At 69.9% G+C, this 26,012-nt stretch carries 15 protein-coding genes and 1 pseudogene; 14 read left to right on the plus strand and 2 right to left on the minus strand.

Going from position 1 to position 26,012, the window contains the following annotated elements; genetic code table 11:
• Positions 1 to 13 precede the first annotated feature (13 nt).
• The 3 genes from ACF1FZ_RS14530 to ACF1FZ_RS14540 all read left to right on the plus strand — a co-directional run bounded on the left by ACF1FZ_RS14530 (position 14) and on the right by ACF1FZ_RS14540 (position 9,883).
• Positions 14 to 553, plus strand: coding sequence for an SMI1/KNR4 family protein (locus tag ACF1FZ_RS14530; RefSeq protein WP_391773717.1), 540 nt, complete (start codon positions 14 to 16; stop codon positions 551 to 553).
• A gap of 190 nt (positions 554 to 743) precedes the next feature.
• Positions 744 to 7,604, plus strand: a complete 6,861-nt coding sequence (locus ACF1FZ_RS14535) for a DEAD/DEAH box helicase (RefSeq protein ID WP_391773718.1) — start codon at positions 744 to 746, stop codon at positions 7,602 to 7,604.
• Complete coding sequence (locus ACF1FZ_RS14540; RefSeq protein WP_391773719.1) at positions 7,601 to 9,883, plus strand: UvrD-helicase domain-containing protein; 2,283 nt, start codon at positions 7,601 to 7,603, stop codon at positions 9,881 to 9,883. Before ACF1FZ_RS14535 ends, ACF1FZ_RS14540 begins: the two co-directional genes overlap by 4 nt.
• A 44-nt stretch (positions 9,884 to 9,927) precedes the next feature.
• Here ACF1FZ_RS14540 and ACF1FZ_RS14545 read toward each other — a convergent pair whose 3' ends face one another.
• A complete protein-coding gene (locus tag ACF1FZ_RS14545; RefSeq protein ID WP_391773720.1) occupies positions 9,928 to 10,500 on the minus strand; it encodes an adenylosuccinate lyase in 573 nt (190 codons plus the stop codon).
• A 384-nt stretch (positions 10,501 to 10,884) separates the two neighbouring features.
• On the opposite strand from ACF1FZ_RS14545, the gene ACF1FZ_RS14550 reads away from it, so the two are divergent.
• Both ACF1FZ_RS14550 and ACF1FZ_RS14555 read left to right on the plus strand, forming a co-directional pair.
• The gene (locus tag ACF1FZ_RS14550; RefSeq protein ID WP_391773721.1) at positions 10,885 to 12,666 is read left to right on the plus strand and encodes a 3-hydroxyacyl-CoA dehydrogenase family protein; all 1,782 of its coding nucleotides are present in this window, start codon (positions 10,885 to 10,887) and stop codon (positions 12,664 to 12,666) included.
• Positions 12,667 to 12,757: 91 nt separating this feature from the next.
• The gene (locus ACF1FZ_RS14555; protein WP_391773722.1) at positions 12,758 to 13,573 is read left to right on the plus strand and encodes a TetR family transcriptional regulator; all 816 of its coding nucleotides are present in this window, start codon (positions 12,758 to 12,760) and stop codon (positions 13,571 to 13,573) included.
• Positions 13,574 to 13,589: 16 nt separating this feature from the next.
• On the opposite strand, the gene ACF1FZ_RS14560 is transcribed toward ACF1FZ_RS14555, so the two are convergent.
• Positions 13,590 to 14,342 carry a restriction endonuclease gene (locus ACF1FZ_RS14560; protein WP_391773723.1) on the minus strand — a complete coding sequence of 251 codons (753 nt, stop codon included), beginning with the start codon at positions 14,340 to 14,342 and terminating at the stop codon, positions 13,590 to 13,592.
• Positions 14,343 to 14,467: 125 nt separating this feature from the next.
• Between ACF1FZ_RS14560 and ACF1FZ_RS14565 the strand changes: the two are divergent.
• From ACF1FZ_RS14565 to ACF1FZ_RS14605, 9 genes and pseudogenes are all read left to right on the plus strand, one after another.
• A pseudogene (locus ACF1FZ_RS14565) lies at positions 14,468 to 15,258 on the plus strand (GNAT family N-acetyltransferase).
• Positions 15,259 to 15,623: 365 nt separating this feature from the next.
• A complete protein-coding gene (gene ccrA / locus ACF1FZ_RS14570) occupies positions 15,624 to 16,985 on the plus strand; it encodes a crotonyl-CoA carboxylase/reductase (RefSeq protein ID WP_391773724.1) in 1,362 nt (453 codons plus the stop codon).
• 8 nt (positions 16,986 to 16,993) lie between these two features.
• Entirely contained in the window at positions 16,994 to 19,015 is a 2,022-nt protein-coding gene (locus ACF1FZ_RS14575) for a protein meaA (protein WP_391773725.1), read from the plus strand.
• Positions 19,012 to 20,037 (plus strand): HpcH/HpaI aldolase/citrate lyase family protein, encoded by a 1,026-nt coding sequence (locus tag ACF1FZ_RS14580; RefSeq protein WP_391773726.1) that lies wholly within the window; start codon positions 19,012 to 19,014, stop codon positions 20,035 to 20,037. The genes ACF1FZ_RS14575 and ACF1FZ_RS14580 overlap by 4 nt, the downstream gene beginning before the upstream one ends.
• A gap of 2 nt (positions 20,038 to 20,039) precedes the next feature.
• Positions 20,040 to 20,573 (plus strand): MaoC family dehydratase, encoded by a 534-nt coding sequence (locus tag ACF1FZ_RS14585; RefSeq protein ID WP_391773727.1) that lies wholly within the window; start codon positions 20,040 to 20,042, stop codon positions 20,571 to 20,573.
• Entirely contained in the window at positions 20,570 to 21,784 is a 1,215-nt protein-coding gene (locus ACF1FZ_RS14590; RefSeq protein WP_391773728.1) for an acyl-CoA dehydrogenase family protein, read from the plus strand. Before ACF1FZ_RS14585 ends, ACF1FZ_RS14590 begins: the two co-directional genes overlap by 4 nt.
• Before the next feature lie 182 nt (positions 21,785 to 21,966).
• Positions 21,967 to 22,614: a phosphatidylserine decarboxylase gene (locus ACF1FZ_RS14595; RefSeq protein ID WP_391773729.1), complete on the plus strand. Its 648-nt coding sequence runs from the start codon at positions 21,967 to 21,969 to the stop codon at positions 22,612 to 22,614.
• 22 nt (positions 22,615 to 22,636) lie between these two features.
• A complete protein-coding gene (gene pssA / locus ACF1FZ_RS14600; protein ID WP_391773780.1) occupies positions 22,637 to 23,455 on the plus strand; it encodes a CDP-diacylglycerol--serine O-phosphatidyltransferase in 819 nt (272 codons plus the stop codon).
• A gap of 146 nt (positions 23,456 to 23,601) precedes the next feature.
• A complete protein-coding gene (locus ACF1FZ_RS14605; RefSeq protein WP_391773730.1) occupies positions 23,602 to 25,752 on the plus strand; it encodes a SpoIIE family protein phosphatase in 2,151 nt (716 codons plus the stop codon).
• The last annotated feature ends 260 nt before the right edge of the window (positions 25,753 to 26,012 follow it).

The following is a 26,012-nucleotide window of genomic DNA, read 5'->3' on the forward strand; positions in this document are numbered from 1 at the left end:
GAAAGAGACGATCATGCACCCCGCCGTGGAACGCCTCACCGAACTCGTCGCGCCTTCCGGTCCGCGCCGCTCCAGGGACTGGCCGGCCGTCGAACGGGCACTCGGCACCGCGCTGCCGACCGACTACCGGCAGCTGGTCGAGACGTACGGGGGGGGTGTCTTCGACGAGACGATCTGGCTCCTGGATCCTGCCTGCCCGGACGACGACTACGAGCTGCTCGCGCAAGCAACCGAAAGGGCCGAGACCCTCAAGAAGCTGTGGGAGGTCGAGCCCAGGCCTGCTCAGCTTCAGGAGTCCGGTACGGAAGTGCTGCCCTGGGCCTACATCGAGGGCACAGGGGCAATGCTGTACTGGCTGGTGAAGCCGGGACAGGAGCCGGACGAATGGACGGTCATGTTCAACGAGGGCCGTGGGCCGTTGTGGGAGCACCACAACACTCAGTGCGCGTCCTTCCTTCTGGCCGTTCTCACGGGGCGAGCGGAGACCAACTACTTCCCGGCACTCCCTGCTGATCAACATCAGTTCGATTCCAACGACGAGATCCTCGGTTAGCCGCGCCGGCGTTCCGCCCACGCGCAGAGAACGCAGCTTGGCTGCACCGGGTTCGAGGCTCAGCGCAGCCGGGCGTCGGGATGCCTCAACAGGTGTCCCCACTGTCGGACGCCGGATATACGGTTGTCCGTAGATCGTCGGCTTTCGTCGGCGTCGTCCCCTCCGCACATGTACACGAAAGGGCGCCGTCGTGAAACCCACCCTGGCCGCCGCACAGTTGCGCGGCAGTCTGACCCAGTACCTCACGACGACGTACGCACTGGCCGACGAGGACACCCGGCTGGCACTGGAGAGGTTCCTCGGCGACCCGGAGTCCGGGATCTTCCGCGGGCCCTACCTGCGTATCCGTACGCCGTTCCACACAGCGGACGACGGGTGGCAGTCGGCGCTCGAATGGGACCCGGGGTTTCCGCCGTACCGGCATCAGGCCAAGGCCTGGGAGCGGCTGAGCACACTGCGCGGGGCGGCTGAGCCGACGCTGGTGACGACGGGGACGGGGTCGGGCAAGACCGAGTCGTTCCTGGTGCCCGTGCTGGATCACTGCCGTCGGCAGAAGGCGTCGGGGCGCCAGGGTGTGAAGGCGGTCCTGCTGTATCCGATGAACGCCCTGGCGACCGACCAGGCCGGGCGCATCGGTGAGTATCTGGCGCAGCCGGAGCTGGCCCAGGTCACGGCCGGGCTGTACATCGGGGACAGGCCGGACACCGACTTCCGGCGGGTGATGACGCGGCGCGAGGAGATGCGCAGGACGCCGCCGGACGTGCTGGTCACCAACTACAAGATGCTGGATCTGCTGCTGCAGCGGGCAGAGGACCGGTCATTGTGGGAGGGCGCGGACCTCACGTACGTGGTGCTGGACGAGTTCCACACGTACGACGGGGCGCAGGGCACGGACGTGGCGATGCTGCTGCGCCGGCTCGGGGCGACGGTCGGGGCCTCGCGGGCAGGGCGTCCGCTGGGCGACATCTGTCCGGTGGCGACGTCGGCGACGCTGGGTGAGGGCACCGGTGGGCTCGGTGGGATTCTCGAGGTGGCCGAGCAGGTCTTCGGCGTGCCCTTCGGGACGGATTCGGTCATCGGTGAGGAGCGTCTGACAGCCGACCAGTTCGTCGGTGACGTGAATTACGAACTGCCGGATCCGCCCACGCCGAAGGAGGTGATCGAGGCCTCCGGCGGCCCGGGGATCGAGTCCCGGCCGGACCGGCTCGATCTCGACGAGCTGGCGTATCTGCTGCTGAACAGGCGCGCACTCGATCCCTTCAAGCTCGGGCGCATGCTCAAGCAACACGACTTCACGCACGCGGTGCTCGCCCTGTTGAACGGGGAGCCACTGGACGAGTGGGGCCTGCGCGACCGTATGGCCCGCTTCGGATACTCCTGGGCGCGTACGGCCCGGGAGAACCCGCGCCTGGCACTGGAGGCGTTGTCCCGGTTCGTGGCGCTGCTGTCCGCGGCGCGGGACCCCGCGTCGGACGAACGGCGGCTCCGTCCGCTGCTGCACATCGAGGCGCACCTGTGGGTGCGTCCGGTGAGCCGGGTGCTGCGCGGGGTCGGTGCCGCGCCCGAGTTCCGGTGGTACGAGGACGAGCGGACGGCCGCCAGGAAGGCGGCGCTGGGCGCCGCACCGCAGGAGGAGGCGGAGGGCCGGGACAGCGCGGAGTGGCCCGCCGCCGACTCCCGCCGGGCGGCTCCGCTGCCCGGCTCGGACACCGTGCGCCGGCCGGCACAGACCCAGCTCCCCGCCGTCTACTGCCGGCACTGCGGGCGGTCGGGGTGGGCGGCGATCTCCCCGGAGTCCGACCCGCAGCAGCTCGTCACCGCCGCGGACAAGATCTGGCGGGCAGGTGTCGGCCGGGACAAGCGGCGTATCCGGTACTTCATCGCGGCCACAGCAGCCGAGGCGACGGGGGCGCTCGACGCCCTGGCGGGGACGGCCCCCGCGTCGGGCGGCACGGATCCTCTGTCCGTCGTCGTGCTCGACGGCGCCGGGGGCACGTACCGGATGCCGGTCCCGGGCGATGCGGAAGAGTTGCAGGACGCCTGGTTCGCCCTCGCCGTCCTGGACAAGAAGACGGCGGACGGTGCGGCGAAGGACGACCGCTGTCCGGCGTGTGCCACGGACAACGGCATCCGGTTCCTGGGTACGGCGCTGGCCGCGCTCGCCTCGGCGACGGTGACGCAGCTGTTCACCGGTGATGATATCGCCCTGCTGCCGGAGGAGCGCAAGACTCTGCTCTTCAACGACTCGACGCAGGACGCCGCACACCGCGCTGGGTACGTGGCCAATGCGTCGTACAAGTTCTCCCTGCGATCCCTGCTCGCGCACAATCTGGACGAGTCCGGGGCGCCGCTCGCACTCAACGACCTGATCGGCAACGTGCTGGACTCGGTCGACGATCCTGAGGCCCTGGCCGCTGTCGTGCCGCCGGACCTGCACGACGAGGCCGGTGTGGACCGGCTGCTGTCCGGCCGGGGCACCGGCGACGCCCGGACGTGGAAGCTGATCGGGGAGCGTCTGGCGTTCGCGACCGTGATGGAGTTCGGACTGCGGTCCCGGATGGGCCGGACGATGGAGCTGACGCGGACAGCGGCCGCCGAGGTCACGGTGCCCGGCCCGGACCGGGTGGCGGCGCTGGCCCGCGATCTGCATCTGACTCTGCCCGGGCAACTGGTGATGAGGCAGGGGTTGCCCACGACGGACCGGTATCTTGCTTTCGTCCGTGGGCTGTTGGAACGGATGCGGACGCGCGGCGGCATCCGGCACCGCTGGCTCGACACGTGGATCAGGGAAGCCGGGGTCAATCAGTATCTGATCTCCGGGCAGCGGGCGGAGGGCATGCCCGCGTTCCCGGAGGGGTACGTGGCCCCGCCGCGGTTCCTGCTGGACAGCCCGAAGGAGCGCAGCACGTTCGACACCGTCACCGGCCGGGGCGCCTGGTACCAGGACTGGACACGGCGCTGCCTGTCGCTGGACGCGGCCGGGGCGAGCGAGTACCTGCGCCGGCTGCTCCCGCTTCTGGCGGAGGAGGGGCTGCTGTCGGTGAAGGTGGCGGCCGACCGCGTCACCCGGGTGTACGGGCTGCAGCCGGGGCACATCGAAGTGCGGCTGCTCGACGACTCCGTGGTCAACAAGGCGTTCGTCGGCTGCGACGCATGCGGCTGGCAGCAGGTCGTACCGCCCGAGCGGCGCACCCGCTGGTACGGGCACCCGTGCCCGCGCTACCGGTGCAAAGGCTCACTGACTCCCCCGCAGTACGGCACGTCGTCCACAGGCTCAGGCTCCGGCGGTTTCGGCGGAAAGCTGGAACGCGACTACCGGGGTGACTACTACCGGCGGCTGTATCTGACCGGCGGCACGTACCGGGTAGTGACCGCCGAACACACCGGCATGCTGACCCGCCCCGAACGTGAGCAGGTCGAGCGGACGTTCCGCGAGGGTACGCACTACACCGATCCGAATGTGCTGTCCTGCACGCCGACGCTGGAACTCGGCATCGACATCGGCGACCTCTCCGCCGTGCTGCTCGGCTCGCTGCCAGGTGGCCCGGCGAACTACGTACAGCGAGCCGGACGGGCAGGCCGCAGGACCGGCAACGCCCTGGTGGTGGCCTTCGGCGGGCGGCGTGCCCGTGACCTGTACTACCTCGACGATCCGCGCGAGATGATCGCGGGAGACATCGTGCCTCCCGGGTGCTATCTGTCGGCCGTCGAGATCCTGCGCCGCCAGTACACGGCGCACCTCCTGGACCTCGCGGCCCGTGGCGCCCTGGTGACGGCGGACGGCGAGCAGTTGCAGCCGGCGCCCCGGCTCGCTTCGGCCCTGTTCGGGGCGACGGGGTGGTGTCAGGACCTTCAGGACGCGGCCCTCACCGAGGGGCCGCGCCGGGTGGAGGAGTTCCTGGACCTCTTCCCGACGGGCGAGGACGAGGACAGCGGGGTGTCGGAACACGCGGCCGGGGAGCTGCGTGCCTACGCGACCGGCGGTATCGTCCGTGCGCTGCAGGAGGCTGAGGCGGACTGGACCGGCCGGCGTGAGGAACTGCGGCGGCGTATCGCGGCGATCGACGTGGCCGTGGACGGGCTGCTGGCCGACGACCGCGAGCAGGGTCCTGAGCGGAGGGAACTGCTCGCGGAGCGCCGGTCGACCGGTGATCTGCTGCGCAATCTCAGCCAGACGAGCGCGCACGGTGTGCTGGTGGAGCTGGGGCTGCTGCCCAACTACAGCCTGGCCGACACGGTGACGACCCTGGAAGGCACGCTCTACTGGAAGGAGACGGCTGATCCCGGAGAGGGGGATGCCGACAACGCTCCGACCAGCACGTACCGCAGTGAGGTCCGTGACTACGAGCGCTCGCGCAAGCTCGCCCTGACCGAGCTCGCCCCGGGCAACAGCTTCTACGTCAACGGCTACAAGCACGTGGTGCGTGCCCTGGACATCGGCAGCCCGGAGCGGCGCGCCTGGGCGGTGTGGCGGTTGTGCCCCGCCTGTGGCTACACACGGACGAAGGACGCCCGGACGGACACGTCCGCCTGTCCACGCTGCGCTTCGCGCGAGATCGCGGACGCGGGGTGCGTGAGCTACGTACTGGAGCCGAAGCGGGTCATGGCACGCGACAAGCGTGACGACGCCCGGGTTCGCGACGACCGGGACGAGCGGGAGCGCAGGCGGTACTCGGTACTGAAGACGGTCGACATCGACCCGGCCCATCTCGCCCCCGGATCCTGGCGCCATGACACCGCTGTGTTCGGCGCCGACTTCACTCGGCGTGCGGTGGTCCGGACGCTGAACCTGGGCCTGGACCGTCAGGACGGCAGCTCGACGGTATCGATGGCGGGGGAGGACGTGCGGCTCAACCCGTTCTACGTGTGCACGAGCTGTGGTGGCGCCACGTCCGAGGGCCAACCGGTCGTCGATCAGGCGCAGCACGCACTGAGTGAGTCGTTGAGCAGGTCCACCCGGGCCAGTGCCCATCACCAGCTCTGGTGCCCGCGCCGTCGGCAGCGCGGTGCCACCGAGGAGCAGGGCAAGGGCGAGGACGTACCGCTGCTGCTCGCCCATGAGCTGGTCACGGAAGCCGTACGCATTCTGCTGCCGGTCTCCGTGGCGCGCGCGAAGGAGCGGCTCGCGTCGTTCACGGCAGCACTGTTCGCGGGCATCGCCGCCCGGTACGGCGGCGATCCCGACCACATCGACATCGCGGCGGCCTCGATGCCGGACAGCGGGGACGGGCTGGGCGCCGAGTACCCGAGGCGCTTCCTCGTCATCCACGACCGCCTGCCCGGGGGCACGGGCTACCTGCATCGTCTGGCGTCCGCGGACGGCTTCCGGGAGGTGCTGCTGAAGGCGCGCGAGGTGATCGAGAACTGCGGCTGTCGCGAGAAGGGCCTCGACGGCTGCCACCGCTGCCTGCTGCGCCGCGTTCCGCCGGGCGACTACGACAAGGTGAGCCGCCAGGAAGTACGCCAGATGCTCGACGAGTTGCTGGGCGCGGACGGTGAGCGGTGGAGTACTTCGCCGGTCGCGACCACGCAGCACATTCCGATGGAGCAGCAGGCCGAGAGCGACCTGGAGGTCGTCTTCATAGACACGCTGCGCAAGTGGGCGTCGCTGCCCGGCAGCCGTGCGAGCGGTGACGCGTACACCACTCCGGCGGGTACGCATGCCCTCGACCTTCGGCTGACGGGGGCCGGTGGCAAGACGTTCAGCTGGCGGGTCTCCCAGCAGCGGGTGCTGGACGGCACCCGCCCGGACGTCCTGTTCGAGCGGCTCGACGCACCGGGCCCCCGGGTTGCGCTCTACCTCGACGGTTACGCGTTCCATGCCGGCCGGAAGTACAACCGGATGGCGGATGACGCCGCGAAGCGGACCCGGCTGCGGGCGGACGGCATACGGGTCTTCCAGCTGACGTACGCGGACGTGAAGGAGTGGCAGCGCCGGGTCCTGGACACCGGATATGCGGGGGCCGGCCCCGCTTCCCCGGTCTGGCGTCCGTACGGTGACCAGGGGCAGGCGAAGGCCCGTGGCTACTACGCGAGTGTGCGCAAGGGGCTGCCCGGCGAGCTTTCCGAGGCCGTGTGGGTCAATCCTTCGGATGTGCTCCTCGCGTACCTGCGTGACCCTTCGGCCGACCGGTGGCTGTGGCGGGCGGAGGCGGCGGTCGCAGGACTGCTGGGAGCCGGGGCACGGGGCGGGCCGGTGGACTCGGTCGGAGACGAGATCGTCCGGGCGTTGAAGGGCGCGGATCCCGTGGCCGGGCCCGTGGGGCGGGTCCAGGCATACGCCGCGGTGGACGCCTCGCAGTGCAGGCTGGTGTTCGCGGTGGACGGTCGCAACCGCCCGCCCTCGTGGACAGCCCTGACCATCATCGATGACGCGGACGGCGTCTTCGCCGACGAGGAGTCACACAAACGGCGTTGGCGTGGCTGGCTGTACTGGAGCAATCTGCTGCAGTTCCTGGAGCACGGAGGAGGCGACAGCCTTCAGCTGACGGCCGGGCAGCTGGACGGCTTCGCACCCGAGACTCTGGCGGTCACGGGTGGGGCGGGACTCCTCTCGACGATGCTCTCCTTGGAGGCGATGGCCGTTCCGGTTCCGCCGACCGAGCCGGCCGAGACCGTCATCGTTCCTGCCACGCCTGCCACGTCAGCTGCACCCGGCCGGGACCCGGGCTGGGACCAGGTCATCGAGCACCTCGACCCGGACGAAGTGGGGCTCCAGGACCTCGTCCTACGCCTCGCTGCGGTATCCGGCATCCCCGTTCCGGCTGACGGACACGAGCTGGACGACCGTGGCTGGATGGCCGAGTTGGCCTGGGTGGATGCGCGCATCGGTGTCGTCCTCTGTCCGCATCCCGCCCCTGGGGACGAACGCGACCCCGAGGCCGAGGACCGGGACCGGGCCTTCGCGGCCGCCGGCTGGGAGGTACGTCCCGCGACTGCGTGGACGGCCGAGGAGATCGCCGAGCGGCTCGGCGTACAACCATCGGTGGGCGGCACGGGTCGTCACCAGGAGAACCACCGCACCATGAAGGACGGGGAAGACCAGTCGTGACCAACCAGAGTGTGACCCTCCGCCTGCTCGACAAGGCGGACAGGGAGATCCTCAAACTTCCCCGCTCGGTCAAGGGCGCGATCTACGACTTCCAACACAAGTTCAAGAACAACCCGGGCTCCACCGGCCTGCAGCTCAAGCAGCTCAAGGGTCACGAGAAGCTGTGGTCGGCGCGCATCAACGACGAGTACAGGGCGTTGCTCCTGCGCCTGGCCGATGAGGACTGGCTGATCGTCTCGGTCAAGCACCGCAAGGACGTCTACGAGCACCTCGACCGGCTCGCGTACTCCGTCAACCGCATCACCGGTGGTATCGAGTACGTCGACCTGCAGGTCGTGGAGGAAAGCCTGCTGGCGGCGCAGGCCGCGAGCACGCCCCCGGCAACGGCCACCGCCGCCCCCGAACCGGCCCCCCGTGCGGAACCTGCACCCGAACAGGCGGTCTCCCCGGCGCACGCGCCGTTGTTCGTGGACTGGACCGAGCAGCAGCTCATGGACCTCGGTGTGGCCGGGCCCCTGATCCCGGTCATTCAGGCGCTCACCACCGAGGACCAGCTACTGGGGCTCGTCGACTACGCGCCTCAGCTGACCGGTGAGGTCCTGCTCGCGCTGTACGACAAGAAGTCGTTCGACGAGGTCCTCGAACAGGTCACCGCGCCTGTCGCCACGCCTGAGACCGTCGACACCGATGACTTCCAGGCCGCCGTCGAGCGCCCCGCTACGATCGTCACGACGACCGACGAGGCTTTGCGCGAGGCCCTGGAAGGCGAGGACTTCGGTCGTTGGAAGGTCTTCCTCCACCCCACCCAGGCCAAGCTCGTGAACCGCGACTACAACGGTCCCGCACGCGTCGGAGGCGGCCCCGGCACCGGCAAGACCATCGTGGCTCTGCACCGGGTGAAGCACCTGGTCGAACAACTCCCCCCGGGCCGGGACAAGCCCATTCTGCTCACGACGTTCAACAAGAACCTGGCCGCCGACCTACGGTCCCGTCTTCTGGCGCTCGGCGGGGAAGCACTGCTCGGCCGTGTCGAGATCAGTCACGTCGATCAGCTGGCCCTGCGGATCGTGCGCGAGGCGGAGCCGGGCAGCCGCAAGCAGACCATCGACGACAACCAGGCTGTCCGCGAATGGCGTTCGCTGCTCGAGGAACTCGACGAGTCGGGCTGGGACGCGGAGTTCCTGCAGGACGAGTGGTCACAGGTCATCCTGGGGCAGGCCGTCGCCTCCCGTACGGAATACTTCCGCGCCCGCAGGGCCGGACGTGGCCGCACACTCACCCGGTCGGAGCGTGCTGACATCTGGCAGCTCGCCGAGCGCTTCACCCAGCGTCTCGACCGCCTGGGCAGGCAGACCTGGGACCAGGTGTCGGAGCGGGCCGCGCGCCTGGAGATGCAACGCGAGCAGCGGATTCTGGCCATCGACCAGCAGCGGGAGGAGGCCGGCGGGCTCGACAACATTCACCTGCAGGCAGGTTCCGGTGGATGGCTCCGCTACCGCTACCGGCACATCGTGGTCGACGAGGCTCAGGACCTGCGGCCGGCGCACTGGAAGATGCTGCGTGCGATGACCGCGCACAGCCGCAACGACCTCTTCCTGGTCGGCGACACCCACCAGCGCATCTACAAGAACCAGGTGACGCTCGGCAGCCTCGGCATCAACATCCGTGGACGGGCGTCGAAGCTGAGCCTGAGCTACCGCACGACCCGCCAGATCCTGCGCTCTGCGCTCGACATGCTCAGCCAGGAGAAGTACGACGACCTCGACGGCAACGAGGAAACCCTGGCCGGATACCGGTCAGTTCTCAGTGGCGGGGAGCCCGACCTGCACGGCTACACCGACTGGGAGGCCGAGCGGGAGGCCATCGCCGTGCTGATCGACAGCTGGGACGACATCCCGCACGAGCAGATCGCGATCTGCGTGCCGACGAACCAGATGGCGAGCGAAACGGCGACCACTCTGGCGGAGCACGGAATCCGGGCCGTGGAGATCGGCCCCGACGGTCCACGCGGCGACGACGGCGTGCATATCGGCACGATGTTCCGCTTCAAGGGTCTCGAGTACCAGCGCATGATCGTGGCCGGGGTCAGCGACGGGCTGATCCCCAGGGACGACGTGAACCGGAGGCGTACCACCGATCCGGTGCGCCACCGGCGCGAGGTCCAGCAGGCACGCTCGCTGCTGTTCGTCGCCACCACGCGGGCCCGCGACAGCCTGGACATCTTCTGGCACGGCACCCCGAGCCCCTTCCTGGCGCCGTTGGTGGCCGCCGGACGGTAATGGGCGCCGGTCGGCTGCCCCTCTCCTCGCACGCAGCACGTCCCTCACCCCACCCCCAGCCGCCTGAGCGCCTCCGCCGCCGCCTCGCCGAGCCGGGGGTGCGGCAGTGCGGCCTCCAGGACCGGGCGGGCCCTGCCGTCCCCCAGGCTCCCCAGCCCCTCGACGCAGGCGAGGGCGACCCGCCAGTGCGGCTCGTCCGGGGCCAGCAGCCGGTGCAGCGTGCTGACCAGGGCGGGCACCGATTCGGGTGCGCGCAGGGCGGTCAGCAGCCGCACCGGGTGGAGGGCGTAAGCCGTCCGCAGGCTGTTGGTGGCGAGCGCGGCCGCCGCCCTGGAGGTCCGGGGGTCGCCGAGGAGCAGAAGCGCGTGTGCGGCCGATACACAGCGTTCGGGATCGCGGTGGTTGAGGAGGAGGACCAGCGTCTCGAAGGCCCGGCGGTCGCCCCGGCAGCCGAGCCGGAACGCCGCGGTCTCCCGGGCCCACAGCGGACGTTCGCGCTCGACGAGTGTCCGGGCCAGCTCCTCGTCGTCCTCGGTGGCGAGCAGCCGGTGGAAGACCTCCGGCTCGTCGGCCTCGCTCCCGAGCCGGTCCGTCAGCGAGCGGAACTCCTCATCCATGACGCTGAGTTTAGAACAGTGAACGCAGTGTGTCCGGGTAGGGGTCTCCCCTGCTCGAGCGGAGCCGAGAGCTTGGGGAACTGTGTGCCAGCGCACAGGCGTCCAGGGCTGGCGCGCTCGTTACCCGCCGGTTAATCTCAGGTGAGCGGGACACACACCCGCCGGCTCCGGTGGCCTGGTGACGCAGCCACCCGGAGTGCTTGTCGGTTCGGCAGTTCGTGAGACGTGGCTCCGGGACAGAGCCCGTCACCCTCCCCCGGTGCGCCCAGAGCGCCCGGAACCGTGCACCACGACACGCAGTTCACGCGCCCCGGGCGCCGGTCGGTTCCGGCCACGCGCACCCGTCGTGCTCCTCTCAGTCGTCACTCACCCTGGAGTCCCGTGATGGACACCCCGCTCACCACCATTGCCGTCGTCGGCCTCGGCACCATGGGCACCGGCATCGCCGAGGTCCTGGCCCGTGCGGGCCGTGAGGTCATCGGCATCGACGTCAGCGAAGCCGCCGCCCGCCAGGCCGTCGCCTCCCTGGAGGCCTCCACCGCACGCTCCGTGGCCCGCGACCGGATCACGGAGCAGGAGCGGCGCGACATCCTCGCCCGCTTCCGCACGTTCTCCGATCCGCAGGCCGCCGCGGACGCCGAGCTGGTCATCGAGGTCGTGCCGGAGACGTACGAGATCAAGCAGCAGGTCTTCCGGGAGCTCGACGCGGTGGTCTCCCCCACCGCGATCCTCGCGACGGGTACGAACGCCTTGTCCGTGACACGGCTGGCCGCCGAGTCGCAGCACCCGGAGCGTGTCCTCGGTCTGCACTTCTTCAATCCGGCGCCCGTGATGAAGCTGGTCGAGGTCGTCTCCTCGGTCCTGACCGCCCCGCCCGCCGTGGAGAGCGTCACCCGGCTCGCCCGTGAGCTGGGCAAGGAGCCCGTCGCGGTCGGCGACCGGCCCGGTTTCGTCGCGGACGGCCTGCTGTTCGGCTATCTCAACCAGGCCGCGGCGATGTACGAGGCGAACTACGCCTCCCGTGAGGACATCGACGCCGCGATGAAGCTGGGCTGCGGGCTGCCGATGGGCCCCCTGGCGCTGCTCGACCTGATCGGCATCGACACGGCCCGGACGGTTCTGGAGGCCATGTACTCCGCGTCCCGCGACCGGCTGCACGCCCCGGCCCCGGTGCTCGGGCAGCTCAGCGAGGCGGGTCTGACCGGCCGCAAGACGGGCCGCGGCTTCTACACGTACGACTCCCCGGGCGGTCAGGACGTGGTGCCGGACGCGCTGACCCCGGTGGACGACACCGGCGGGGTCACCGGACGCACGGTGTCCTCGGTGGGTGTGGCCGGCTCGGGGACGATGGCCTCGGGCATCGCGGAGGTCTTCGCGAAGGCCGGGTACTCCGTGGTCCTCGCCGCGCGCAGTCAGGAGAAGGCGGACACGGCCAAGACACGGATCGCCAAGTCCCTCGGGCGTTCGGTCTCCAAGGGGCGTCTGACGGAGGAGGCCCGGGACGAGACACTCGCCCGGATCACCCCGGCGGGCTCGCTCGACTCCTTCGCCGACGTCGACCTCGCGGTCGAGGCGGTCGCCGAGGACCTGGAGATCAAGCGGCAGCTCTTCCAGACCCTGGACAAGGTCTGCAAACCCGGCGCGGTGCTCGCGACGACCACCTCCTCGCTGCCGGTCGTGGCGGTCGCCCGGGCGACCTCGCGCCCCGAGGACGTCGTCGGGATGCACTTCTTCAACCCGGCGCCCGCGATGAAGCTCGTCGAGGTGGTCCGCACGGTGCTCACCGCCGACGACGTGCGCGCCACGGTCCGCGAGGTCTGCGTGAGGGTGCGCAAGCACCCGGTCGACTGCGGCGACCGGGCCGGCTTCATCGTGAACGCGCTGCTGTTCCCCTACCTCAACAACGCGATCAAGATGGTCGAGGAGCACTACGCGACGCTCGACGACATCGACGCGGCGATGAAGCTGGGCGGCGGCTACCCCATGGGGCCCTTCGAGCTCCTGGACGTCGTCGGCCTGGACGTCTCGCTCGCCATCGAGAAGGTCCTGCACGGCGAATTCCGCGACCCGGGCCTCGCCCCGGCGCCGCTGCTGGAGCATCTGGTGGCCGCGGGCTGCCTCGGCCGCAAGACGGGACGTGGCTTCCGCGAATATGCCCGCCGCTGAGCGCGGGGCCGGGTGGGGCGGGTTGCTGGGGCCCTCGGGCGACCCGCCCCCACAGGCGCGCTCCCCTGCGGCGATGGGTTACGTTCACCTCATGTCCCAACCCGCCAGGTCCCCCCGTTCCTCCCCCGCGACGGACGCCCCGGAGAGTGCCGCAGGCACCCGGGCCGCCGCCCAGCGGCTCAAGATGCGCCGCGAACTGGCCGCCGCGGCAATGGAACTGTTCGCCACGAAGGGGTACGAGGCGACCACGGTCGACGAGATCGCGGGAGCTGCCGGCGTCGCCCGGCGGACGTTCTTCCGCCACTTCCGCTCCAAGGAAGAGGCCATCTTCCCGGACCACGACGACACCCTCGTCAGGGCCGAGGCCGTCCTCAACGCCGCTCCCGCGCACGAGCACCCGCTCGACACCGTGTGCCGCGGCATCAAGGAAGTCATGAAGATGTACGCGGCGAAGCCGGCGGTCTCCGTCGCGCGCTACAAGCTGACCCGTGAGGTACCCACGCTCCGCGAGGCGGAAATCGCCTCGGTGGCCCGCTACGAGCGGCTGTTCACACGCTATCTGCTGGGTCATTTCGACGAGCGCGACCACCAGGTGGGCAATGACGACCCGCTGCTCGCCGAGGTCGCCGCCTCCGCCGTCGTGACCGCGCACAACCATGTGCTGCGGCGCTGGCTGCGCGCGGACGGACAGGGCGACGTGGAGTCGCAGCTCGACCACGCCTTCGCGATCGTGCGGGAGACCTTCGGCACGGGGATCGGGGCCGGGCGGACCGCGGGGGGCGAGTCCGGGAAGGCCCCCGCCGCCGCGGTGTCCGGCCAGGGCGAGGTGCTGGTCGCCGTGGCCCGTACGGACGCGCCGCTCGACGAGGTCATGCGTACGATCCAGCAGGCGCTGGAGGAGCGCTGATACCGGCCCCTGCGGGTCAGTACTCGGCGGGCTGCACGGCTGCTCCCGCGTACCAGGGCGGCGCCGCGGCGCCGTCGCTCCATGCGGTGAGTCCGTCGAACCCCACACAGACGATGTCGCACTGCGCGGCGTACTCGAGAGCCGGTTCGGTGAATTCCCCGGTGGTGACGAGGACGGCCACCTCGGCCTCGTGCACCGCGTAGCAGGTGCCGCCGAAGCGCTGGAGGTCCTGCGAGCCGACCTTGTTGTCACTCGTGTACCTCTTGCACTGCACGACCAGCCGGCGGCCGTCCGGCGTGGTGGCGACCACGTCCGCGCCCAGGTCGCCGGCGCCTCCGACGACCTCGACGTCCAGGCAGCCGTCCCGTCGGCAGAGACCGGCCACGGCCTCCTCGAAGTCGTACGGGTCCATGGCCGTGTAGTCGACCCGCCGCACCGGCTCGGGGGCCGCGGCGGCCTCGGCTGCCTGCGGCTCCGCCAGGGCGGCGTCCACCACCTCGTACGCGGTCTCGACGGCTGCCGCCGCCGCCCTGGCGGCCGCCCTGCGACTGCGGCGCACGCGCAGGAGAGCCGCGCCACCGGCCACCAGCAGGACGGAGAAGGCCCCAGCGGCCACCGGATGCCGTTCGGCGGCATCCAGGGCCGTGCGCAACGCCAGTCCGGCACCGCAGACCAGGAGGGCGAGGAAGACGAAGCCGAACGCCGTCCTCCGGACGTCGAATTCGGGCCTGCGGCCCTGCTGGACGCTTCGGCGCACCCGTATGCCCATCGCGTTCCCACCCCTGTCCGTTGCGGCGACGTCAAGATCACTTCCGTCTGCCCCGTGGCCGGCGCTTGACGCACCGCTGCGGAAACCCGATGGCCGGGCCGGGGGCCGCGTGCTCGGATACGCGGATGGAACCTGACGAGGTGCTGGCCCTCTTCGACCACGAGATGCGGGAACACGCCCGGCCCGACGGTCCCGGGACACGCGTGGAGCGGGTGGGTGACGTCGTACGCCGGACCGGGGGCGCCGACGACTGGAACGGTGTCGTGTGGACGGCTCCGGACCTCTCGGCCGGCCGCGCGGAGGCGGAGATCGCCGCACAGATCGAGTACTACACCGCCCGGGGGCCGGTGAGTTCGAGTGGAAGCTGTACGCACACGACGGCCCGGGGAATCTGGGCCGCCTCCTGGCCTCGGCCGGGTTCGAGCCGGAGCCGCCCGAGACCCTGCTGGTGGCACCGGTCGCGGACCGACCCATTCCGGTCGCACTCCCCGAGGGTGTCCGGCTGCGGGACGTCACCGACGCGGAGGGCGTGGACCTGATGGTGCGGGCCCATGAGCTGGCCTTCGGCACCGATGGTTCGCGGCTGCGCCACCGGACCCTGGCCCGTCTCGCCGGCGCCCCGGGGACCTTCGCCGCGGTGGTCGCCATGGCGGGCGGCGAACCGGTGAGCTCGGCCCGTATGGAGACGTACCCCGGCACCGGCTTCGCCGGGCTGTGGGGTGGCGGGACCGTCGCCCCGTGGCGTGGCAGGGGTGTCTACCGGGCCCTGGTCGCCCACAGGGCCCGGATCGCCGCCCGCCTCGGCCACCGCTTCCTCCAGGTCGACGCGACGGACCGGTCCGCCCCGATTCTGCGGCGGCTCGGCTTCACGGCCCTGAGCACGACGACGCCGTACGTGTACCGCACCGCGCCATAGCGCGGACAAAAGAGGGGCCAACGTCACATAACGCGCATGATATTGCTCATGCGTGCCTACGAGATGACAAGTGAGAGAAATTGTTGGCACTGGGTGCCTTGTCACCTGTCACGCAGTGCCATACGTTGAAGGGGTCCGGGCGGCCGGCGTGCAGAGATCTCTCGTACGCCGGCTGTCCCCGCAGACCACGTGTCCGCGCGCCCGGACGCCTGCGTCACAGGCACACCCTTCTGCTCCACCGGGCAGGCCAGAAGCACCACCCGCCGAACCGACGGCACACCTCCACACCGCACCGCTCCCCTGACCCCAGGGGCCCTCCGAGCGTTCCCTCGACGCCGGAGACCCGATCTGCCGGAGGCATCACCGTGAAGGAAATCCTGGACGCGATCCAGTCGCAGACCGATTCGAAGAGCGGCTCCGCCGCGGGCACGGCCGCGGACTTCGCGGCCCTGCCCCTCCCCGAGTCGTACCGCGCGGTGACCGTGCACAAGGACGAGGCCGAGATGTTCGCCGGCCTCACCAGTCGCGACAAGGACCCCCGCAAGTCCCTCCACGTCGAGGACGTGCCGGTGCCCGAACTCGGCCCGGGCGAGGCCCTGGTGGCGGTCATGGCCAGCTCGGTCAACTACAACTCCGTGTGGACGTCGATCTTCGAGCCCGTCTCGACCTTCGGCTTCCTGGAGCGGTACGGCAGGCTCAGCGACCTCAGCAAGCGCCACGACCTCCCGTACCACGTCATCGGCTCCGACCTCGCGGGCGTCGTGCTGCGCACCGGACCCGGCGTCAACGCCTGGAACCCGGGCGACGAGGTCGTCGCGCACTGCCTGTCCGTCGAGCTCGAATCGAGCGACGGCCACAACGACACGATGCTCGACCCGGAACAGCGCATCTGGGGCTTCGAGACCAACTTCGGCGGCCTGGCGGAGATCGCACTCGTCAAGTCGAACCAGCTGATGCCGAAGCCGAAGCACCTCAGCTGGGAGGAGGCCGCCTCCCCGGGCCTGGTCAACTCCACCGCCTACCGCCAGCTCGTCTCGCGCAACGGCGCCGGCATGAAGCAGGGCGACAACGTGCTGATCTGGGGCGCGAGCGGCGGACTGGGCTCCTACGCCACACAGTTCGCCCTGGCCGGTGGTGCCAACCCGATCTGTGTCGTCTCCAGTGACCAGAAGGCGGAGATCTGCCGGAAGATGGGCGCGAGCGCGATCATCGACCGCAACGCCGAGGGTTACAGGTTCTGGAAGGACGAGCACAACCAGGACCCGCGCGAGTGGAAGCGGTTCGGCAAGCGCATCCGTGAGCTGACCGGCGGCGAGGACGTGGACATCGTCTTCGAGCACCCGGGCCGCGAGACCTTCGGCGCCAGCGTGTACGTGACCCGCAAGGGCGGCACGATCGTCACCTGCGCCTCGACCTCGGGCTACAACCACGAGTACGACAACCGCTACCTGTGGATGTCGCTGAAGCGGATCATCGGTTCGCACTTCGCCAACTACCGCGAGGCGTGGGAGGCGAACCGGTTGATCGCCAAGGGCAAGATCCACCCGACGCTCTCCAAGGTCTACTCCCTGGAGGACACCGGCCAGGCCGCGTACGACGTGCACCGCAACCTGCACCAGGGCAAGGTCGGTGTGCTCGCGCTGGCACCCCGTGAGGGCCTGGGCGTGCGCGACACGGAGCTCCGCGAGCAGCACATCGACGCCATCAACCGCTTCCGCAACGTCTGAGGTCCACGATGACCGAACGTCAGAAGGACCGCCCGTGGCTCATGCGGACGTACGCCGGCCACTCGACGGCCGAGGCGTCCAACGAGCTCTACCGGCGCAACCTCGCCAAGGGCCAGACGGGTCTCTCGGTCGCCTTCGACCTGCCCACGCAGACCGGTTACGACCCCGACCACATCCTCGCCCGCGGTGAGGTGGGCCGGGTGGGCGTCCCCGTCTCGCACCTCGGTGACATGCGGCGGCTGTTCCAGGACATCCCCCTGGAACAGATGAACACCTCGATGACGATCAACGCCACCGCGATGTGGATGCTGGCGCTCTACCAGGTGGTCGCGGAGGAACAGGGTCTCGACGGGGACGCCCTCGGCAAGCTCCAGGGCACGACGCAGAACGACATCGTCAAGGAGTACCTGTCGCGGGGGACGCACGTCTTCCCCCCGGGCCCGTCACTGCGCCTGACGACCGACATGATCACGTACACGGTCAACCGCATCCCGAAGTGGAACCCGATCAACATCTGCAGCTACCACCTGCAGGAGGCGGGGGCCACTCCGGTCCAGGAGATCGCGTACGCCATGTCGACGGCCACAGCGGTGCTCGACGCGGTGCGCGACTCCGGCCAGGTCCCCGAGGAGAGGTTCGGCGACGTCGTCGCCCGCATCTCCTTCTTCGTGAACGCGGGAGTCCGCTTCATCGAGGAGATGTGCAAGATGCGCGCCTTCGGCCGCATCTGGGACCAGGTCACGCGCGAGCGGTACGGCATCGCGAACCCGAAGCAGCGCCGCTTCCGCTACGGCGTACAGGTCAACTCCCTGGGGCTGACCGAGGCACAGCCGGAGAACAACGTCCAGCGCATCGTGCTGGAGATGCTGGCCGTCACCCTCTCCAAGGACGCCCGTGCCCGCGCCGTGCAGCTGCCCGCCTGGAACGAGGCGCTGGGACTGCCGCGCCCCTGGGACCAGCAGTGGTCGCTCCGTATCCAGCAGGTGCTGGCACACGAGAGCGATCTGCTGGAGTACGAGGACATCTTCGCCGGTTCGCACGTCATCGAGGCCAAGGTCGACGAGCTGGTCGCCGAGTCGCTGGCGGAGATCGACCGGATCCAGCAGATGGGCGGTGCGATGGCCGCCGTGGAGTCCGGCTATCTCAAGTCGGAGCTCGTCTCCTCGCACGCCGCGCGGCGGGCCCGGATCGAGAGCGGCGAGGAGAAGATCGTCGGCGTCAACATCTACGGGACGACCGAGCCCAGCCCGCTGACCGCCGACCTCGATGCCGCGATCATGACGGTGGATCCCGAGAACGAGGCCCGGGTCGTCGCCGCTCTGCACGAGTGGCGCGACAACCGCGACGAGGCACGGGCCACGGAGTCGCTGGCAGCCCTGAAGAAGGCTGCGGCGGGCACCTCGAACCTGATGGAGGCGACCGTCGAGTGCGCGCGGGCGGGTGTCACCACGGGCGAGTGGGCCTGGGCCCTGCGCGATGTGTTCGGTGAGTTCCGGGCGCCGACGGGCGTCTCGTCCGCACCCGTGGCCGTCGCCGCGGAGGCGGGGACACCGCTGGCGCTGGTCCGCGAGAAGGTGACCCGAACCGCCGGGGACCTGGGCGTCGGGCGACTGCGTCTGCTGGTCGGCAAACCGGGTCTCGACGGGCACTCCAACGGCGCCGAGCAGATCGCCGTACGCGCCCGGGACGCCGGCTTCGAGGTGGTCTACCAGGGCATCAGACTGACGCCCGAGCAGATCACCGACGCCGCACTGGCCGAGGACGTGCACTGCGTCGGCCTGTCCGTCCTGTCCGGCTCGCACGCCGAACTGGTGCCGGACGTGCTGAACCGGCTGCGCGACGCCGGAGCCCCGGACATCCCGGTCATCGCGGGCGGCATCATTCCACCGGCCGACGCGAGCGCCCTCATCGCGGCCGGCGTCGCCGCCGTCTTCACGCCGAAGGACTTCGGCATCACCGAGATCATCGGCCGTATCGTCGACGAGATCCGGAAAGCGAACAAGCTCGACCCTCTGGAGGTCCCCGCATGACCACGCCCAGCCCGTCGCCCGCCACCACCCCGGTCCCGGGCGGCTCCGCCGCGCGGAACCCGTCCCCCGTGAACCGCCTGCGTCCGCGCCGCTCCTGCCTCGCCGTGCCCGGCTCGAACCCGCGGTTCCTGGAGAAGGCCCAGGGCCTCCCGGCCGACCAGGTCTTCCTCGACCTGGAGGACGCCTGCGCGCCGCTGGCCAAGGAGGGCGCCCGGCACCACATCGTCGACGCGCTCAACAACGGCGACTGGAGCGGCAAGACCCGGGTCGTGCGGGTCAACGACTGGACGACGCACTGGACGTACCGCGACGTCATCACGGTCGTCGAGGGTGCGGGCCCGAACCTCGACTGCATCATGCTGCCCAAGGTCCAGGACGCCCAGCAGGTCGTCGCACTGGACCTGCTGCTGACCCAGATCGAGAAGACGATGGGCTTCGAGACCGGCCGGATCGGCATCGAGGCGCAGATCGAGAACGCCAAGGGCCTGGTGAACATCGACGACATCGCCGCCGCCTCGCCCCGCCTGGAGACCCTGATCTTCGGCCCGGCCGACTTCATGGCCTCGATCAACATGAAGACCCTGGTCGTCGGCCAGCAGCCGCCCGGCTACCCGGCGGACGCGTACCACTACATCCTGATGCGCATCCTCATGGCCGCCCGCACGCACGACCTCCAGGCCATCGACGGCCCGTTCCTCCAGATCCGGGACGTGGACGCCTACCGCGAGGTGGCGGGCCGTGCGGCCGCGCTGGGTTTCGACGGCAAGTGGGTGCTGCACCCCGGTCAGGTCGACGCCGCGAACGAGGTGTTCTCGCCCTCGCAGGAGGACTACGACCACGCCGAGCTGATTCTCGACGCGTACGACTGGTGCACCTCGGAGGAGGGCGGCAAGAAGGGTTCGGCGATGCTCGGCGACGAGATGATCGACGAGGCCAGCCGCAAGATGGCCCTGGTCATCGCGGGCAAGGGCCGCGCCGCCGGTATGCAGCGCACTTCCAAGTTCGAAGCCCCGGAGGCCTGATCATGCAGTTCGGACGGACTTATGAGGAGTTCGAGGTCGGTGCTGTCTACAAGCACTGGCCCGGGAAGACGGTCACGGAATACGACGACCACCTCTTCTGCCTGCTGACCATGAATCATCACCCGCTGCACATGGACAGCAACTACGCCGAGAAGACGACGGATTTCGGAAAGAACGTCGTCGTCGGCAACTACATCTACTCGCTGCTGCTCGGCATGTCCGTGCCGGACGTCTCCGGAAAGGCGATCGCCAATCTTGAGGTGGAGTCGCTGAAACACGTCGCTCCGACCTTCCACGGGGACACCGTCTACGGCGAGACGACCGTGCTCGACAAGACGCCGTCGAGGTCGAAGAGCGACCGCGGCATCGTCCATGTGGAGACGAAGGGCTACAAGCAGGACGGCACGCTGGTCTGCGTGTTCCGCCGCAAGGTGATGGTCCCCACCGAGACGTACGTCAAGGAACGAGGCGGAGAGCAGCCCGGCCGTCCCGAGATCGATCAGCCGTCGAGCAAGAACGTGGAGAAGCAGCCATGAGCCGACTCGCACAGACCGCCGGTCTGACGGATGTCCAGCAGGAGATCCTTTCCACGGTCCGGGATTTCGTCGACAAGGAGATCATTCCTGTCGCGACCCAGCTGGAGCACCGCGACGAATACCCGACGGAGATCGTCGAAGGACTCAAGGAACTCGGCCTGTTCGGGCTGATGATCCCGGAGGAGTACGGCGGTCTGGGCGAGTCGCTCCTCACCTACGCACTGTGCGTCGAGGAGATCGCCCGGGGCTGGATGAGCGTGTCGGGCATCATCAACACGCACTTCATCGTGGCCTACATGCTCAAGCAGCACGGCACGCAGGAGCAGAAGGACACCTTCCTGCCGAGGATGGCACTGGGTGAGGTACGGGGCGCGTTCTCGATGTCCGAGCCGGCCCTCGGCTCCGACGTCTCCGCGATCTCGTCCAAGGGTGTGAAGGACGGTGACGAGTACGTCCTCGACGGTCAGAAGATGTGGCTGACGAACGGCGGCACGTCCACGCTGGTCGCCGTCCTCTGCAGGAGTGACGAAGGACACTCCCCTTCGGAGGTGGCCGCGGCCCCTCACCGGTCGATGACGACCTTCCTGGTGGAGAAGGAGGCGGGCTTCGGCGAGGTCCGCCCGGGTCTCACCATCCCGGGGAAGATCGACAAGATGGGCTACAAGGGTGTCGACACGACCGAGCTCATCATGGACGGCCTGCGCATTCCGGCCAATCGCGTGCTGGGCGGCACCACCGGCCGGGGTTTTTACCAGATGATGGACGGCGTCGAGGTCGGGCGGGTGAATGTGGCCGCACGTGGCTGCGGCGTCGCACAACGTGCGTTCGAGCTGGGTGTCTCGTACGCCCAGCAGCGTCAGACCTTCGGAAAGCCGATCGCTCAGCACCAGGCGATCCAGTTCAAACTGGCCGAAATGGCCACCAAGGTCGAGGCCGCTCATGCGATGATGGTGAATGCAGCACGCAAGAAGGACTCCGGGGAGCGGAACGACCTGGAGGCAGGGATGGCGAAGTACCTCGCCTCCGAGTACTGCAAGGAAGTCGTCGAGGACGCCTTCCGTATCCACGGCGGTTACGGCTTCTCCAAGGAGTACGAGATCGAGCGCCTCTACCGTGAGGCCCCGATGCTGCTGATCGGTGAAGGTACCGCCGAGATCCAGAAAATGATCATCGGTCGCCGGCTGCTCGAAGAGTACCGGCTCCAGGGTTGAAATGCCCCTTTCTAGGTGATTTGGTGGCGAAGAACATCACACCCGGTCAACCTCGTCCGGAGCCTTTCAGCTGTCCGACTCGGCGGCTGGCTTGCCCAGTTGCCGCTCGCACCCGATAGCATCGCCGGAAAGCCGCCGTCCCCCCGTTACCAGCGCGGCATCATCCGCTACGAAGGTCATCCATGCCCGACACCCAGAACTCTGCACCACGCGGCGGGGTCCGCCTTGCGCGCGGAGCTTCGCCGTGGCTCCTCCCGACCGTCGCCACCGCGGCGCTCAGCATCGCCCGGGCCCGCCGGTCCGGCCGCTGGGCCGCTGTGGCCGTGCCCACCACCGCGCTCGCGGCGGGCATGCTGTGGTTCTTCCGCGACCCCGAGCGCGAGATCACCCAGGGTCGCGTCATCTCGCCGGCCGACGGCGTGGTGCAGAGCATCATGCCGTGGAAGGACGGGCGCACCCGCGTCGCGATCTTCATGAGCCCGCTGAATGTGCACGTCAACCGGGCCCCCCTGTCCGGCACCGTGACATCGGTCGAGCACATCCCGGGCGGGTTCGTCCCGGCGTTCAACAAGGAGAGCGAGAACAACGAACGCGTTGTCTGGCACTTCGACACCGAGCTCGGCGACATCGAGATGGTGCAGATCGCAGGAGCGGTCGCCCGTCGCATCGTCCCCTACATCCCGCAGGGCACGAAGGTGGAGCAGGGCGAACGCATCGGTCTGATCCGCTTCGGTTCGCGCGTGGACATCTACCTTCCGGAAGGTGTCGATGTGGCGGTCGAGGTCGGCCAGGCCACGACCGCGGGGGTGACTCGCATTGACCGTGATTGATCCCGATACCCAGGCGAGCTGGGTGCCGGAGGCCGAGGAGGAGGACGACACCGAGGACATGCCGCTCTCCATGCGGCTGTCGATAGCGGACACGCTCACCCTCGGTAACGCCACGTGCGGTTTCATGGCGGTGTACTTCACCACCACGGGGATCCTCATCCCCCACCTGACCGGCAGCGACGAGACGGGCATGGCCAGGCACTCCGCGGCGACCGCGGTGATCCTCATGCTCATGGCCGCCGTGTTCGACCTGTTCGACGGACTCGTGGCGCGCAAGCTGCGCTCCTCCCCGATGGGTGCGGAGCTGGACAACCTCTCCGACCTGATCAGCTTCGGCCTCGCGCCGGCGTACTTCGTGCTGGTGTACGGAATGGTCGCGGACGACGCACACCAGCGGGTGTCGGCGCTCGCGGCGATCGTGGTGCTGCTGGCGGTGGTGCTCAGGCTTGCGCGGTTCTCGTGCGTGACCTTGAAGGACGGCGTGTTCCAGGGCATGCCGAGCCCCTTCGGAGCGCTCACGGTCGTCTCCATCGTGCTTCTGGAACTGCCCTTCGTGCCGACACTGCTCGCGATCATCGGAGTCGCGTGGCTGATGGTCAGCCGGGTCGAGTACCCGAAGCCGCGGGGTGTCCTCGCGGTGGCGATGCTGAGCTGGATCGTGGCCGCGATGGGGCTCCTCGCCGCCTGGGCGTTCGACGCCCCCGGCGGCCAGCTGCTCCTGCAGACCGGTTGCGCCCTGCAGGTCGTCCTGGGGGCGGTGATCCCGCTCTTCGCCACGGCGCGGCGGGTGAACACCTTCCGTGACAACCGGCGCGAGGCACGGGCGGCGCAGCTCCCGTAACGACGCGTGGTGGCACGCACGAGGGCCCGGACACCTGCAGGTGTCCGGGCCCTCGTGCGTGGTGGCACGCCGGCTCGGCGTACCGCGCACACCGGTGAGCCCGTCAGCGGGTGCGCGGCCGCTCGCCACGGGAGACGCTTGAAGGCGTGCAGGACCATGCCGCCGCTTTCGCCGCCACGGGTTCGGGCACGGAGCTGCTGGACAGCGCCGTGGCCCGCGTCGTACGCGAGAGCGGCGCTTCCGTGGCGATGCTGTACCTCCTGCCGAGGAACGGCACCACGCTGCACCTGGCTGTGCTCGCCGGTGTGCCCGGTCAGCTGGCCACCCCGTGGGCCCGGGTCCCGCTGTCCGCGCCGATGCCGGTGGCGGACGCCGTACGTCTGCGGTGCCTGATCTGGCTCGGCAGCCAGGAGGAGCTGGCACGCCGCTATCCGCGCGCCGCACTCGTGCTGCCGTACCAGTTCGCGCTGGCCGCCGCTCCCGTCCGCGCAGGAGCCGCCGAGCAGGGCGGGCTGGTGCTGTTGTGGCCCGGGTCGCATCCGCCTCAGATGACGTCCGACGAGCGGGAGGCCGCCGTCAGGGGATGTCACCGCATCGGCCTGCTCCTGGACCGGGCGGAGAGCAGCGGCTACCCGGTCCTGGCGGGAAGCCAGCCGCGGGTGCTGCCTCCGCCGGATCCGCCCGTGCCGGACCGGGCCGATGCCGCGGCGGCGGCGGAGTTCGTCCAGAGGCTGCCTGGTGGAAGCTGCACGCTGGCCCTCGACGGCACCGTCACGTACCTCAACGACGCCGCGGCGGAGCTGCTGGGGAGCGAGGCCGGCAACGTGCGCGGCACCCTGCCCTGGATTTCGCTGCCCTGGCTGGCCGACCCCGCCGTCGAGGACCACTACCGGGCCGCGGTCATCAGCCGCCAGCAGACCTCCTTCACCGTGCTGAGGCCGCCGGGGCAGTGGCTGTCGTTCCACCTGTTCCCGAACGCCACCGGTATCAGCGTCCGCATCCTGCCCACCTCGGAACCCGGTCCCACGCCGACCCCGGCGCCGGCCCTGCCCCCCTCCTCGGGCGTGCCGAGCCGGGCCACCGCCCTGTACCACCTGATGCACCTGGCGGCGGCGCTCACCGAGGCCGTCGGCCCGCAGGACGTGATCGAACTGGCCGGCCACCAGGTGATGCCCGCCTTCCGGATCCAGACCCTCGTGGTGATGACCTCGGAGGAGGGGCGCCTGCGGGTGGAGGGCCGACGGGGCAGCCACCCCGCGCTCATGGACCGCTTCGACGGCGCCCCGCTGACCTCGTCCACGCCCGCCGCGCACGTGCTGACCACAGGCATACCGGACTTCTACCCCACCTTCGCCGAACTGCAGCGGGCCTATCCCTCGGCCGGCCTCCGCAACGCCGTGGCCGCCTGCGCCTTCCTGCCGCTGACCGTCTCCGGGCGACCGATCGGCTCACTGGTCCTCGCCTACGACCGGCCGCACCCCTTCGAGCCCGAGGAACGCGCCCTGCTGACCTCGGTCGCGGGGCTGCTCGCGCAGGCACTGGACCGCGCCCGCCTCTACGACGCCAAGGACCGGCTCGCGCACAGTCTGCAGGCCCACCTCCTGCCGCAGAGGCTGCCCCGGATCGCCGGGCTGGACGTGGCGGCCCGCTACCTCCCGTCGACCCGGGGCATGGGCATCGGCGGGGACTTCTACGACCTGATCCGGCTCGACGACACCACGGCCGCCGCGGCCATCGGCGACGTACAGGGCCACAACGAGAACGCCGCCGCACTCATGGGGCAGGTCCGTACCGCTGTGCACGCCTCTGCGGGCGCGCCGCCCGACGAGGTCCTGACCCGCACCAACCGCCTGCTCACCGACCTCGACCCCGGCTTGTTCACCAGTTGCCTCTACGTGCACCTCGACCTGGCCGCGCACAGCGCCTGCCTGGCCACCGCGGGCCACCCCGCGCCGCTCATGCGACAGCCCGACGGGCAGACCGAGGTCCTCAACCTGCCGCCCGGCCTCCTGCTCGGCATCGACCCCGCGGCCCGCTATCCGACCGCACATGTCCCGCTGCCTCCCGGCGCGGCGCTCGCTCTGTACACCGACGGGCTCGTGGAGGCACCGGGCGTGGACTTCGAGGACGCCACCGCCGAGCTGGCCGCCCACTTCGCCCTCGCCCTGGACCAGGACATGGAGTCCGTCGCCGACACGCTCGTGCGGTACGCGAAGCGGTACACCCCTGGCAAGGACGACATCGCGCTGCTGCTCCTCAACGCCCTGCGGCCGCAGGGCCGGGAGCCGGACCGGTGAGGCACCGGCAGGGTGGTGGAGAGCCCTGGGGTGCCGAGGCGGTGGGTGTCATCGGCACCCCAGGACGTCAGGGGGGTGGTGCTGCGGGCCGGGCCGGAATTCGGCCGGCACGGAAAGGCCAGGATCATGGGAGCGCTCCCATGTGTTGTTCACATGAAGCCAGTGAAGCAGATGCGCTGTCAATGGGCATGACAATCTTCAGTTGTCGAAGCCGCGGGGGAAACACACAGACGGCGTACGGACGGGCCCGGCCGGTCGGC

This window comes from Streptomyces sp. NPDC014623, assembly GCF_043088245.1.
In the GTDB taxonomy this organism is placed as follows: domain Bacteria; phylum Actinomycetota; class Actinomycetes; order Streptomycetales; family Streptomycetaceae; genus Streptomyces.